Annotated in this window: 7 protein-coding genes and 6 pseudogenes; 7 read left to right on the top strand and 6 right to left on the bottom strand. The window is 59.6% G+C overall.

Annotated features, from left to right (window positions below; genetic code table 11):
- Positions 1–7: 7 nt before the first annotated feature.
- From tnpB to B9Z01_RS36485, 4 pseudogenes are all read left to right on the top strand, one after another.
- A pseudogene (tnpB, locus tag B9Z01_RS32700) lies at positions 8–224 on the top strand (IS66 family insertion sequence element accessory protein TnpB); the annotation flags it as partial.
- 102 nt (positions 225–326) lie between these two features.
- A pseudogene (locus B9Z01_RS32695) lies at positions 327–1,196 on the top strand (IS66 family transposase).
- A 351-nt stretch (positions 1,197–1,547) separates the two neighbouring features.
- A pseudogene (locus B9Z01_RS32690) lies at positions 1,548–2,019 on the top strand (IS21 family transposase); the annotation flags it as partial.
- Between the two features lie 170 nt (positions 2,020–2,189).
- Positions 2,190–2,393, top strand: a pseudogene (locus B9Z01_RS36485) (ATP-binding protein); the annotation flags it as partial.
- Here the strand turns inward: B9Z01_RS36485 and B9Z01_RS35235 are convergent.
- A pseudogene (locus B9Z01_RS35235) lies at positions 2,382–2,492 on the bottom strand (TauD/TfdA family dioxygenase); the annotation flags it as partial. The pseudogenes B9Z01_RS36485 and B9Z01_RS35235 sit on opposite strands and share 12 nt — an antisense overlap.
- A 179-nt stretch (positions 2,493–2,671) precedes the next feature.
- Positions 2,672–3,878: pseudogene (locus B9Z01_RS32680) on the bottom strand (IS110 family RNA-guided transposase).
- 459 nt (positions 3,879–4,337) lie between these two features.
- Between B9Z01_RS32680 and B9Z01_RS32675 the strand changes: the two are divergent.
- Positions 4,338–5,387, top strand: coding sequence for a PDDEXK nuclease domain-containing protein (locus B9Z01_RS32675; protein ID WP_085489679.1), 1,050 nt, complete (start codon positions 4,338–4,340; stop codon positions 5,385–5,387).
- Between the two features lie 294 nt (positions 5,388–5,681).
- Positions 5,682–6,368, top strand: a complete 687-nt coding sequence (locus B9Z01_RS36480) for a helix-turn-helix transcriptional regulator (RefSeq protein ID WP_244196216.1) — start codon at positions 5,682–5,684, stop codon at positions 6,366–6,368.
- A 15-nt stretch (positions 6,369–6,383) separates the two neighbouring features.
- Here the strand turns inward: B9Z01_RS36480 and B9Z01_RS32665 are convergent, their stop codons facing one another.
- Positions 6,384–6,830 (bottom strand): SET domain-containing protein, encoded by a 447-nt coding sequence (locus tag B9Z01_RS32665; RefSeq protein WP_085489678.1) that lies wholly within the window; start codon positions 6,828–6,830, stop codon positions 6,384–6,386.
- Between the two features lie 190 nt (positions 6,831–7,020).
- Here B9Z01_RS32665 and B9Z01_RS32660 point away from each other — a divergent pair, with 190 nt between their 5' ends.
- Positions 7,021–8,040, top strand: coding sequence for an IS110 family RNA-guided transposase (locus tag B9Z01_RS32660; RefSeq protein WP_085489677.1), 1,020 nt, complete (start codon positions 7,021–7,023; stop codon positions 8,038–8,040).
- 266 nt (positions 8,041–8,306) lie between these two features.
- On the opposite strand, the gene B9Z01_RS32655 is transcribed toward B9Z01_RS32660, so the two are convergent.
- From B9Z01_RS32655 to mobH, 3 genes are read right to left on the bottom strand one after another with little or no spacing between them, the layout of a single operon-like run.
- A complete protein-coding gene (locus tag B9Z01_RS32655) occupies positions 8,307–9,005 on the bottom strand; it encodes an IncC plasmid conjugative DNA transfer DtrJ family protein (protein ID WP_085489676.1) in 699 nt (232 codons plus the stop codon).
- Positions 9,006–9,016: 11 nt separating this feature from the next.
- Positions 9,017–11,158 (bottom strand): type IV conjugative transfer system coupling protein TraD, encoded by a 2,142-nt coding sequence (traD, locus tag B9Z01_RS32650; protein WP_085489675.1) that lies wholly within the window; start codon positions 11,156–11,158, stop codon positions 9,017–9,019.
- 26 nt (positions 11,159–11,184) lie between these two features.
- Positions 11,185–13,281 carry a MobH family relaxase gene (gene mobH, locus B9Z01_RS32645; RefSeq protein ID WP_085489674.1) on the bottom strand — a complete coding sequence of 699 codons (2,097 nt, stop codon included), beginning with the start codon at positions 13,279–13,281 and terminating at the stop codon, positions 11,185–11,187.
- Positions 13,282–13,476 lie beyond the last annotated feature (195 nt).

The raw sequence follows: 13,476 nt of genomic DNA, 5'->3' as shown, positions 1-13,476 counted from the left end.
TCATGGCATGAACAGTCTATCGATTCTCGTCGAGCGGGCCATACGCCTGAGCCCGATGGACTCTTCTCTACGTGTTCGGAAACCGGCGTCGTGACTGGATCAAGATCCTTGCTTGGGATGGCAACGGATTCTGGTTAATGATGAAGCGACTCGAGGCAGACCATTTCATCTGGCCGGACAACAAGACGGAGGTCGTGACGCTCACAGTAGATGTCCTGCATAAATTGCTCAGCGGCGACGATATCACAGTAATCCAGCGACAACATCCGAAGCGGGAATATCCGCGCGTGAGCCGACCATTGCGTCGGCATACCCGTCTAACGGGTATGCCGATCAAGGTCTCCATCACCGCTGACGAACTCAATGCATTGCTCGCGATTCGCGAAGAGCACGATGCCCTTCGGGCTCGAACACGAAGAGGCTTGCGGAAGAACGGCTACGAGCTTACAGTCGTGAACTGTTCGGCGCAAAGAGTGAAGCGCGCCGCTCAGACCAGCTCGGCCTGTTCAATGAAGCCGAAGTACTCGACAAAAGTGCGACTCTCGCCCAAGAAGATACGCCAGAAACGAAGGCCGGCGCACACACGCGCAACAGACGTGGCCACTGCAAACCGCTTGATCCCGGTTTGCCGCGTGAGGTCGTGCGACACGCACTGCCTGAAAGCGAACGCTTCCGCACGCGCGACGCTCATGCGCTCGCCCGATCTGCTTGCGACGCGCTTCATCAAGCTGATCGGAAAGTTGTTTGCCTCGAGGCGCGCACTCAAGGCTGGAATGCGGTGCGGCGGCAGCGCATGCGCAGGCGGTAAGTGCCCATGTGCTAGAAGCCATCGAAAGGCTGATGATCGAGCAATCGCCTGACGTTGTTCCTCAGAGCCCGCTTGGCAAGGCACCGACGTACCTGCGCGAGCAGTGGCGAAAGCTGGTCCGTTATACTGAGGACGGTAGTTGGCCCATATCGAACAATCCCTGCGAAAATTCGATTCGCCCGTTTGTAATAAGGGGCCGCGGGTAGCTGTTCTCGGACACAGTCAACGGTGCGAACGCCCATCTGTACTCGCTCGCCGAGATCTGTAAGATCAGTGGCATCGATCCATACCGATACCGCCCTAGCTGTTCTAGCGCCCCCCGCTAGCAAAGAGCGTCGACGACTACGACGAGCTGCTGCCATGGAAGATGCCAGCGGTCTTGCACTAACGCACCATCTTACATTCACCGGAGGTAGCATAGCCAATCCAGAGCAAATCAAAGCGTACATCCAAGATGCGTCAGGTCAGCTGGTACCCCTTACTGTGGACTCGCTCGTTCTGGAATTCCCACTAGGCGATTCTTTAGAGGTTTCCTGGGGAATGCAGCATCCCGATGACCCTCGTCCAGTATGTCTGGAAGCATGGGTTGTGCGTCGCGTTTCAAAATCCCTGTCGGAAGAAGAAATCAATGCGCGAACCCTTACGACATCGGTTGCGCTTTTACCCTCAGCCTCGAATCTCGTACTCGTTCATCCGTACTCGTACCCCATCCGCAAGCGTACCTAAAAATCGACGCTAAGAGATCGTGTACGACAATATGAAGACGGTGATCCTGAAACGCGATGCTTATGGAAAGAAACAGCACCGATATCATCCTGGGTTCGCGGGCTTTGCCAAAACACCAAGGGTCCATGCCTCGCGTGTGCAGGCCATACCGCGCGAAGACGAAGGGCAAGGTCGAGCATATGAACGGATACCTGCGCCACAGCTTCTGGGTCCCGTTGGTTTCAATGCTCAAACAGGCAGGGCTCACGGCCGACTGCGGCCTGTGCAATGAGCGTGTCATACTGTAGTTGCGGGACATCGCCAACGTCCGTATGCACCGCACTACCAAACGAGTTCCGGCCGAGATGTTACTTGAGGAGCGGCCATATCTTCTGCCACTACCGGCATCATACGTGGGACGATCTGTTAGAACGGGAGCGACGCTGCATCAGCAGCCGAAACCAGCATCACGGTACGCAACGTCGGAGTGGAACAAACCGTTGTAGCCCCCGTTGTCTATCTACGACGCGTTCAGCCGCGCAAACGAGGTAAGCGCATGACACCGCAGCTCGGACGACTGGCCGTGCTGTACAAACAACTCAACCTGCCGCACTTGCCCACGTAGATTGCGCACCTCGGTCAGATGGCCGCGAAACGCGACCTCGGCTATCTCGAGCTGGTCTTGACCAGCAATCTTCCGTTCGGCCAGTGGGATCAGACTTTCGCCGACGACGCGACGCTCACGGCAACGCTCCCCGACCGGCTGCCTCATCACGCGCACGTCGTACCGATCTCCGGCGACTCGTACCGGCTGAAGGAAAAACACCACACGCCATTTCAGCAAGGCCGCACGAATCTGCGCGACCTAACTCGGCTGTAGTTTCCGCGTCAGATCGACGCCGTGAATCTCGGCGCCGATATGCGCCGACAGCGGGTTGATTTCGATCGGCTGTACTTCGTGCAATGCGGCTGCACTCATGCGAGGCTCCTGGAGAGGAGAAACGTAAGCGGTGTCGGCTCATAGGCCGCGGACGTTCACGTTAAATTCGCCAGTGCCCGAATCCAACCAATCAATGCACATAAGAAAATCAGCAACGCTGCGAACGTTGGTGGGCGGACACGACCAGTTCGTCGCGAGGGGGGTCCCTATGTCTTTCATCAAGTGTTAGGGGCTGACTTGGGTTGGTAAATGGTGCCATCACGCAGCATGGCGAACAGGACGTCGCAGCGTCGCCGTGCCAGTGCGATGAGGGCCTGGTTGTGGCGCTTGCCTTGCTGGATCTTGCGCGAGTAATAGGCCCGCGAGACTGGGTCTCGTAAGGCCGAGAAGGCAGAGAGGAACAAGGCTCGCTTGAGCACCTTGTTGGCCCCGTCTGGATGGATGCTCGCCACGGATCGACGAGCCTGAGCGCCGGGTGACCGGCGCGAGACCAGCGTAGGCCGCCAGATGCGCGGCGGAGGCGAAGGCTTTATGGGCGACTTCGGTCAGGAGTCTGGCGGCGGTCCTGACGCCGACTCCAGGCATGCTGGTCAGGACCGGCCAAAGAGGGTGAGCAAGCACCAGTCGCTCAACTTCGGCGGCGATTTCGTCACGCTGCTTGCGCAAGGCGGCGAGTTGCTGGGCCAAGCGTGGCATGACGATGGTGGTGGCCTGCGTGCCGGGCACGATCACGGCTTGCTCGTTCAGCGCTTGAACGATTTCGGCCGCCAGGTTCTTGCCCATACGCGGTGCGAGCTTGGTCAGGCGGTTGGCAAGCGTCTTCTCGCTGGCAGCGGCAAGTGCGGCGGGCGACGGGTAGCGCTCAAGCAGATCGAGCACAGCCGGATGGTCGAAGCGTGGTCCGAGAACGCGCTCGAGCGCCGGATGGATCTGGGTGAGCAAGCCGCGAATGCGGTTGCTGGTTTGAGTGACCTGAGCAGCGAGATCATCGTCGAAGCCGCACAGCATGGTGAGCTCGCCGAGTTGCTCGTCGGCCAATCGAAGCGAGCGTAGCGTATGCGGCATCGAGCGGGCGGCTTCGGCAATGATCGCGGCATCGCGGGCATCGGTCTTGGCTTCGCCTGCATGCAAATCGGCGATGCGGCGCATGGCCAGTCCCGGCAGATAGGCGACGAGTACGCCTTCAGCTCGGGCGACGGCCACTGGAAGCGCGCCGCTGGTGGAAGGCTGATCGACGACGAACAGGAGTCGACCGTGAGTCTTGAGTTCCGCGATGAGGGCACGCAGCTTGACCTCATCGTTGGGTAGCGCCTTGTTGTACAGACGCTTGCCGTTTCGATCGAGTGCGACGACGTGATGCTGGCCTTTACCGACATCGACTCCGACGAAGACATCGACGGCATCACGTTGCTGTGTGTCTTGCATCGCAGTTTGTGCAGAGTGAACGGATTAGCCTGCAACAGCGGTGGCAAGTCTCGGCACCCACGTTACGGACGGCGTCGGGATATCCCGGCCAAACCCCTATCAGCGATCACCAGCCACCCACCAAGCCCGGCGACAACACCCCCCGGATCATGACTGCGACTGGGGGCGGGAATCATACCGGGCCTGGCTGGCCAAAGCCCCGATTATCGGGGCAGGAAGATAGTAACGGGGGGGGGGCGGCTCGCGGGATCGCTAGCGCTTTGCACTGGTGTTCGCGTCGCAGCATGAGTTTATGTGCGCATATAATTTTACATAAGATAAATTATCACCTGAATTGATAAAGTACGATGCTATAGTTTTGTTTCGGCCAGTTGGCCGTTGGGCCTTGTCGGCCTCATGCCACCAACCGGATAATTGACTTTTGATGATCTAACGATTAGTGGGTCGCGCCCGCAACGTATGACAAATGACCTGACAAACCTCGCAAAAAGTGAGGACTACCGCCGCTGGCTGTCCGAGTTGAAACAGCGCGTCGAGCGCGCTCGTCAGCGTGCAGTTGCCAATGCGAATCGGGAGCTGATCAAGCTGTACTGGCAAATCGGGAGCGATATCCTTCAGCGGCAGCAGAAACAGGGATGGGGAGCCGCCGTCGTTGATCAGCTTGCGCGCGACCTGAAATCTGCATTCCCGGATATGCGAGGTTTCTCGCCGCGTAACCTGAAATATATGCGGGCCCTTGCCCAAGCGTGGCCGGACCCGGAATTTGTGCAGCAGCCTGCTGCACAAATTCCGTGGTTCCACCTTTGCACTTTGCTCGACAAGGTCAAAGATACCGCGCATCGTGAGTGGTATGCCGCCAAGGCGCTCGAACACGGCTGGTCGCGCAGCGTACTGACCATGCAGATAGAGACGGCTGCACATGCGCGCGCCGGCAACGCCATCACGAATTTCGCTGAGCTACTGCCACCTACGCAATCCGATCTCGCGCGCGACGCCCTCAAGGATCCGTATATCTTCGACTTCCTGGGTTTGACGGAGAGCGCTCAGGAGCGCGACATCGAGCGCGCACTTACGCGGCACATTACGCGCTTCCTGCTCGAGCTGGGTGCGGGGTTCGCGTTCGTGGGGCGCCAATATCGGCTAGAGGTGGGTGGCGATGAATTTTTCATCGACCTTCTTTTCTACCATCTTAAGCTGCGTTGCTATGTCGTCGTCGAACTGAAAACTACGCCCTTCAAGCCCGAATACGCGGGCCAGTTGAACTTTTACCTTTCCGCGATCGATGCGCAAGTCAAGGCTCCCGAAGATCAGCCGACCATCGGACTACTGCTGTGCAAGGAAAAGAACCGGCTCGTCGCGGAATATGCGTTGCGCGGCGTGGCCAAACCGATGGGCGTGGCCGAGTACCAACTAATTCGTGAGGTACCGCCGTCGTTGGAAACTCGCTTGCCGAGCATCGATCAGATTGAGGCCGAACTACGTCCCGATCTGCCGGAGGGCGCTGCGTAGATATTCTCGGACTGCACCGCCGCCACTTTCACCGATTAAGCCTCAAATTAGGCAAGATTGCGCCTTGGCGAACGCACAGCAGCATGACGTCCAATGGGTAAGGCCAGCGCGTTGCTCCCTTCCTTCATCGTGCCACCTCCGCCTTTGTGACTTCAGCATATCAGACAGCCTTGCCGCCACAGGACCTTTCATAGGAAACGCGGCGTTAATCTATCGGTGCAGAGATATGAGGCCTACAAATCACCGCCGTGGCTAGCGCGTCAGAACCTTCTCGACTACACCGAGAATCTGCTCGTGAGCCTTCAGCAAATGGACCTCAAGAAGCTTCACGCCAGTAGCGCCCGTTTTCTTTCGACAGGTTTCTACAAATACCATATGTTCCTCATGTGTGTTCTTGCGGATCGGAACTTTGAGCACTTGAAAACGAAAATAGCGAAACGAACCACCATACGCCGTGCAGCCACTGAATGTCAGAAAAACATCCCGCTGAAGAGTTCCCTACGGCTACTCGGCGTACGCATCAGTGTACTGGAGAACTTCACAGGTCCTCGTGTCGTTCAGCCCTATCAACCGGAATTGTTCGAGACGTCTCTGGCCAACAAAGCGGTAACAAAGTGTAAATTCAAACTGTCACATCGCACGGTCGATACGCTTGGCAAGCTCATCGTTTCACCTGTTCCATCACGATGTCGATCCCTCGTGTCCATTGCAGCGAGACGGGCTCCATGGATAATCGAACATGACCAGGGCATCCCGGAGTCGAGCAAAATGGACCAGGTAATGCGCATGAAGGACGTCGTCAAGAGAATCGGCCTCTGCCGAGCCACCATCTATTCGATGATCAGCCGCGGAGAGTTCCCGCGCCCTATACGCATCGGTGAGCGTGCGACTGGGTGGCGTGAGTCCGAACTGGAAGCGTGGCTTGCCAAACGCTCCGCAGCAACGGAGCAAGCGGCACGACCCTTTCCCAAGGGTCACTGATCTCCCTTGCGGAAATTACGCATCACTGGCTACCAGCATCGTCCCCCTGCATCCGAGAGCCCCGCACCGACAGACATAGCACAGCCTGATCTCGTCGTCGTGCGGTTCGTCGGTCATCAGCTGGTAGTCCAGAAACAGCTCATCGCCAGACGCAATTGCCGCTGATGCATGAATGAACACGCGATCGTCGATCTCGACTGCCTCGCAATTTGCATTGCACGAGTGATTGAGCCAGCGCGCGCTGTTTCCCCGTTGCCCACCATCGATCACGCGTCCGTCAGACAGGCCGAAGAACCAGGTGTGACCGGATGCGCCCTGCTTCCGGTATTGCCTAACCGCTGTTTTCCAGGCGATCAGCTCTCCCTTGTATTCGAGAATCCGTTCACCGGGTTCGAGCGCCCGAAGCGCGAATACGCCCCGCCCATGTACGGGCGAACGCCGGACCACCACACGTCGCTGCATGACCTGCCTTTCCTCTCTCTCATTGTCGACGTGAAGTATAGGGTGACCAATTGCGACCTACGTGTAATGGTATGAGCGCCTCCCACCCCGCGATGACTGATTCAGGCAACATGGTATGAATGAAACTGCATCAAGGTACGAAACTTCCAAATGCAAGTAGGTGTTTCTGAACTCAGCACAAGGAGCGAGCATGAAGCCAATGCCAGTCGGTGTCGATATCGCTAAAAGCGTCATTCAGGTGCATTACGTGGACAAAGAGACCGGAGAGGTCGTAAACAAAGCCATCAAGCGAGCCAAGTTCCTGGAATTCTTTGCGAATCGCACTGCATGCCTGGTTGGTATGGAGGCAAGTGGCGGCGCCCATCATTGGGCGAGGCGGCTTATTTCGATGGGACATCAGGTCAAGCTGATGCCCGGTGAGTTTGTGAAAGCCTTCAATATCCGGAACAAGAATGACGTGGCAGATGCCCATGCAATCTGGCGTGCGGTTCAGCAGCCCAGCAAAGCCGTCGCCGTGAAATCCGAAATGCAGCAGGCGATGCTGGCGTTACATCGCATGCGTTCGCAACTAATGAAGTTCAAGTTGATGCAGACCAACGCTCTGCGCGGACTGTTGGCCGAGTATGGCGAAGTGATGGGTGCTGGCGCGGCGAGCCTTGCGAGGGCGATACCCGAGGCACTTTCCCGGTTGTCTGAACGGTTGCCTGCCGTGCTGATCGAGAGTCTACGTGAGCAGTTCAACCAGATCGACGCGTTGAATCAGAGAATTGATGCTCTGGAACGGCGGATACGGGAACTGAGCAAGAACGACCTGGCCGTCAAAGCCATCAGCGAGATCTCCGGTATAGGATTCCTGACCGCGACGGCTGCGGTAGCATCAATGGGGGATGCTAAAGCATTCCGCTCAGCGCGGGAATTCGCTGCCTGGGCTGGCCTAGCGCCCAGACAGGTCGGCTCGGGTGGCAAGATCAACTTGCACGGGATCAGTAAACGGGGTGATCAGTATCTACGAACGCTCCTGGTAAATGGGGCTCACAGCGTCCTCCTGCACGCAAAGAAACCTAGCGCATGGGTGACCCAGCTCAAGGAGAGAAAGCCGATCAACGTCGTAGCAGTCGCATTGGCAAACAAGATGGCAAGGCTGATCTGGGCCGTCCTGGCTCACGAACAACCGTACGATAGAGATCATATGCGCGCGAAACCGGCTTGAACGAATCGTGGCAGATATTTTAGATTCCTAAAGAGTTGAACTCAGGAAGGTTGCACAGGCAGCGTACGTAATGGCAAGACAGGTCAGACCGGGACTCACGAAACCTGAAAGAAATACTGAACCTCGAGTTCGCACGTGTAATGAGGTGTGGGTCAGCGGATTCCATTAGGGCCAGTGCCAGAAGGATTCGCTACATTCAGGCCGAATATATAGCTGCAATCGATCCTGTTAGTCAGCACGACGACGGCCTAGCAAACGGGAGGCGCTCATATATATTTCTTGAAGTACTTGGCCATGTTCCACACTGCGAGCAGCATCATTACCGATACCGGCCAGAATAGGAGGTACACCGGTAGGCAAAGCGGTACCACGAGCCACAGGAATGCAGTCAGAGGTATCACGCCGAATGCAAGACCATGCTTTGCATGGTGATAGCGGGTCGCAGATTCGTGGCCTCCCTGCGCCCGCCTGACATGACGCGCCACCAGCCCATCCGTGAGTGCGACCGCGCTCGCAAGTACGAACTGTGGAATCGTCATCAGCAGCATCGAGACGCGAACGCCGAACAGCTTTATCCCGGCCATCGCGACGATCAATACCTCGCGTGTCGATCCGGCAAATGCTGGGTGCAGCATTGAACCGAGTCCCCGCTCCGGCAACGTGCCGGCCTGCCACGCCCGCGCCGAGGCATCGACGCCCGTCCAGCCAAACCAGCTCCAGTACGCGAGGTCCGCGGCACGTCTCGCGAGTTCGCGATCCGACGTCTGATCAAGGTAATAGCGGACCAGCGCCTCGATGCTCCCCACCGGATCGTCCACCCAAAAAAAGTGGGCCGCCGCGATATCGGCGAGCACCGACAGGAGCGATGCGAGCAGCAGCCACAGAAGCCCATGGATCGTCAGATCGACGATCCAGAAGAACGATTTCACACCGTCGGCGTTGCCATCCCGGCGCGTCGCGTTCATGCCCGCTCCTCTCAGAACCCGGCGCCTTTGCCCTCGACCGCCCAAGGCTCGTTGGCCGACGGCTGGGCACCGGTGCCGACAGGCAGAAAGCTGCCCACCGCGCCGCCGATAGCGTGCGGCGCCACGCCACCCGCGTCGTCGAACGGCGATACAGCCTGCACGTAGGACGCGTATTTCGCCCGCATATCGGCCACCACCTCGTCGAGTCCGGGCAACATGATCGGGTCGTTTTCCTCCAGTAGCGGCAGCCGCACCTTGACCAGCTGGCCGCCTTCGATGAGCGCAAAGGCCTGCCCCTTCGGCAACTGCGTGAGATCGGAAGGCTGCAACGTCGGCACAGGCCGTACGGAGATCTGGTCGTGCGTCTGCGCCGTGAAATGCACGCCCTCGCCCCGCCGCACCGCATCCGTCGCTGACGAGACGAGCGTCAGCGTCCTGACGTCGACCATCGGCAACTGGTCGGTGAGAATCTTCGCGGTCGTGACGTACTTGATGCGCAGCATCACGAGCGTGTTGAAGTTGCCGAAGATCTGTTCGGCCTTGGCGCGCGAACCGATCTTTGCCTCCACATCGGCGCTCGTCTGCGTGTAGGCCGTCACCTGATAGCCGGCTCCGCCGGCCTTGTTCACCATCGGCACAAATTCGTCGCCGACCAGCTCATTGAATTCGTCTGCATGGATCGATACGCGGCGCTTGCCGCTGACGCTGCTCTGACCATAACTGTGTCCATACTTGTAGATGCGCCCCGCGGTCGACGTGAGATCCGCGAACATCGCATTGCCGACCACACCTGCGACCTCGAAGTCGGACAGCGCATCGAGCCCGACATAGACAATACCGCCGCGGTCCATCACCCGGTTCCAGTCGAATACCGGACGTGGATCATCCGGATCGCTGAAGTCGGGCGACAGCAGCTCCGACGTACGGCCAGTGGTGAGCTTTTCCAGGAGCGGATAGAGAGATGAGATCAGCTTGTCGAAGTACGAGCGCTCGTTGCTGATGACCGACAGCAGACCATTCGCGATCGGGTCAGTCCAACCCTGCTGACGGATCAGGTTTGCAACCTGCAGCACCTCCTGGTTGCGCTGCAGACGCATCGCCTGCTTCGCCTCTTCCTTCTCCAGCGGCTCCAGACCGTATTCCCAGCCGGGGTGATCGCGATCAAGCCAGAAACGGAAGTAGCGCAGCGCCAGCCCGTCGATGTTCACCGCATTCTGGTAGATCATCTCGTAAGTCGGACGGATACCGAGTGCGCTCATCGCACGGGCCATCACGTTCACGAAACGCCAGACAAAATCACGGAACGCGGCCGATTGCCCCTCCTTCGGCAGGTTGCCCGCAATGCGGGTCGCGACCTCCGTGATCCGCGAGTAGGTGCCGATCGGGCTGTAGCGTGCTGATTTATCCGGGTAGCCCAGATGGAAGAACGTGAATTCGCTCTCCCGACCACAACGCGTCGCCTCCGCATACATGCGCAGCAGCAGGTCAACGTCGCCCTTCGGATCGAACACGATCACGATATCGCCGCGACGGATGTCCTGTGCGACCAGCACCTCACACAGCCGGGTCTTGCCCACGCGCGTGGTGCCAAGGACGGCCATATGGCCGACACGCTCGCCCAGATGGAACCACACATCGCGCTCCTCAGGCTCGACCCCGTGCAGCGCGGGATCGCCGCCAACGGGAGGCAATGGCGCGACGGGATTCCACCAGACCTGACGGCGCGTGATCTGCGCGAGTCGTCCGTCGGGATAACGCCGCTCGTGATCCCGCGCGTGATCGTAGAGATCGTTGCGCGCAAGCAGTCGCCGGTTCTCGGGAAGACGGGCCTGATACAGGCGCTGGGTGTGGATGCCACCCCACCGGAAGCCGCGGCCGAGAAACACTTCCCTGTTCGAGCACGGAATCATCGCGGCCGGAATCACATACTGCGGAAGGCACCGCAGGTTGCGCTGGAAACGGATCAGTTGCCAGGCCTGCCTTGCACGCACCCAGGCCAGGACGAGCAACCCGAGGGTTGTCACACCGCCGGTCGCAGGGGTCACAAGGAACAGCGCGGGATGGGACCAGAGCACACAGGTTGCGACGAGCGCGGCAACTGACGACAGCAGTTCAACGGGTCGGCGAAAACGGTTTTCGACTGGATAGGCCATCGCTGCCCCACTGCCGCCCGACGCGCCTACGGCTGCGGCAGGTCGTCCGCCTGCGCCACCTTCTGCTTCGACTGGATCATTGCGTTCGGTGGCGGGACCGGATTGAAAAACCGCTCGGGCTCCGGCACGAGCATCACGGACAGTTGCCGTCCGCCGGCGCCCTTGATCGTGTAGTGCAGAAGATAGGAGCGTGCGACCCCATCCGAATCCGCCGCCACCGGATAGCCGGACTTCTGGAAATCGCGCTGCACCTGTTTCCAGGGTTCCGGCGTTCGTCCGTCATCGGTGGAGGTCTGTTCGATCGCCTCGGGGTGGGCCTGCGCAAAATCCCGGAAGACAGCGGGAGTGACGAGCAGCATGCCTTCGCGCACAAAGTGCACACGCGCCATCGACTCGTTGTACGGCAGTGCGCCTCTCGCAATGCCCTCCTGCACCCAGGCCATGAAACGCTCGGCGTTCGGTCGCGGCTGCCGTCCTCCATCCCGTGAAGCGACCGACCGCACCGGCACCCTCGCTTTCTGTTTCGGGCGCATGGGCGACGTGACCTGGTCCGGTACCGGGCCTGGCTGTTCCCGGTGGCGAGCCGTTTCCGCCTGCAAGGCAGAAGCGCTCTCTGTGTCAGGCAGGAAATCTGGCGTCCCGATACGCGAAACCGGCCGCGGGACATTTGCGGTTGATACCGACACAGATTCGTCGACTGCCACGTCTGGAAGGTCGGACATCACCAGCAACATGGGCGTATCCCCATGGACCGCAGTTGCATCCGCCGGTCCCCGTTGCTCCGGCTCGCTCCCCTCCACGGAAATGGACTGTACATCTACAGCACTGTTAGCCGTTGACAGTTCCGCGTCCTCTACCGACGTCAGTTCCGCATCCGTGCCGGCCTCGACCACCCGTACCGCGCCGGGCGGTAGTGCGTGGGGACACTGACCCGCGTCGGTGTACAGCCGCTCAAGCGCAAAACGCAGGACCGTAAAGGTCTGCTTCCAGGTCCCAACCGTAACCTCGATAGTCCAGATCGCGCCGCCTTCCCGCGCTGGAATGAGAGCTCCGTACTCCTGCCACGTGTCGAAAAGCCGGTTATTGTCGGCCGGGATACCAGCCGCACCAGGCTGTTGCTGTTCGTTCCGCGCCAGATAGCCCCGCACGGCCTCGGCGAGTGTCTTCGCCACACACCACAGGGATTCGCCGTCGCAGTAGGCGGTGGCGCCCGCACGGTTCATTGGCACATCTCCTTCGGCAAGCAGCCGGCGCAGTCCGCCCATTAGCCGCTCGATCAGCGGAACCGTTCGGGCCGTTGCAAACCGGGTGCGCGGACCCGTGAGCAGGTTCTGCGCTACCGAGAGCCGGTCCGCCTCGCCGACAATCTTCGCGAGCGCCCCGTCCTTCGCCGCAGCGTAGCCGGACAGATACGCAGCGAGTTCGTCCAGCACGGGCGGATACTGCGCGAGCCAGCCGAGCGAAACCGACGGAACGAGACGCTGAAGCATCACGATGGACAGCCGCTCGTGCGCGCCATAACCCCGTTGTGATGGTTCCGGAAAATCTACCCGGTACCACTCGCTGCCCTGTTCTTTCATGCTGCCCGCCAGCGGTACCCAAGGCCGCGCGGCCGTGCCGCTCACGATTTCAACCTTCAGGTCTGCCAGGGGTTTGCCGATGTCGTGGAGTAGCGCGGCCACCAGCACGGCGTAGCTGCAGCGCGCACCGTGCTGCAACTGGTCCTCGGGACTGGCACCGAGCGGCAGGCGGTAGCCCTCGCCGAAATGCAGCGCGTACCACGCTACCTCGAGCAGATGGATCAGCAGGCCACCGGGCTGCGCGTGGTGGTGAGATTCCGATGCTGGCAGCAGTTGAACGAATTCCGTCAGTTGCTGGATTAGCGGGGCGACGTCCCTCTGCTCACTCTCGACCGACAGGCCAAGGCTGGATTCAATGTGGCGGACCGTGCCCTGCATACCGGTTCGCACAAGGAGTTCACCCGATCCGAGTACCGGTAGATGCTGCGCAGACGGAGGCGGCCGCCGTGACCCCGATGCGGCAACGGACGCCGAGGGTATCGGCAGCTTCTGCGAAGCCGGCGAAGAGAATCCCAGCCAGGTCAGGGCGTTACTGGGTGCCATCTAGGGTTGTCGTGGTGATGGAAGATTGGAAAATCCAGGTCAAGCGGAGTACGCAACACCTCGCTTCATATCTCCACAGTACGCAGCCGCCCTGACTCACAGTCTGGAATGACTGCACGACAACCGGTCGTCGCATGCAGTCATGTCGCACAGGCGGACACGGTCAACCGGGTGCCCCTTTCCTGGCCTTGTGCG

This window comes from Paraburkholderia susongensis (assembly GCF_900177725.1).
GTDB classification, from domain to species: domain Bacteria; phylum Pseudomonadota; class Gammaproteobacteria; order Burkholderiales; family Burkholderiaceae; genus Paraburkholderia; species Paraburkholderia susongensis.
Note: the sequence above shows the minus strand (reverse complement) of the source record. Positions and strands in the feature narration are given on the sequence as shown.

Coding starts and splice junctions, on each gene's coding strand:
- B9Z01_RS32660 (WP_085489677.1), top strand. CDS start 7,021: ATGAAGCCAATGCCAGTCGGTGTCGATATCGCTAAAAGCGTCATTCAG.
- B9Z01_RS32675 (WP_085489679.1), top strand. CDS start 4,338: ATGACAAATGACCTGACAAACCTCGCAAAAAGTGAGGACTACCGCCGC.
- B9Z01_RS32655 (WP_085489676.1), bottom strand. CDS start 9,005: ATGAACGCGACGCGCCGGGATGGCAACGCCGACGGTGTGAAATCGTTC.
- traD (WP_085489675.1), bottom strand. CDS start 11,158: ATGGCCTATCCAGTCGAAAACCGTTTTCGCCGACCCGTTGAACTGCTG.
- B9Z01_RS32665 (WP_085489678.1), bottom strand. CDS start 6,830: ATGCAGCGACGTGTGGTGGTCCGGCGTTCGCCCGTACATGGGCGGGGC.
- mobH (WP_085489674.1), bottom strand. CDS start 13,281: ATGGCACCCAGTAACGCCCTGACCTGGCTGGGATTCTCTTCGCCGGCT.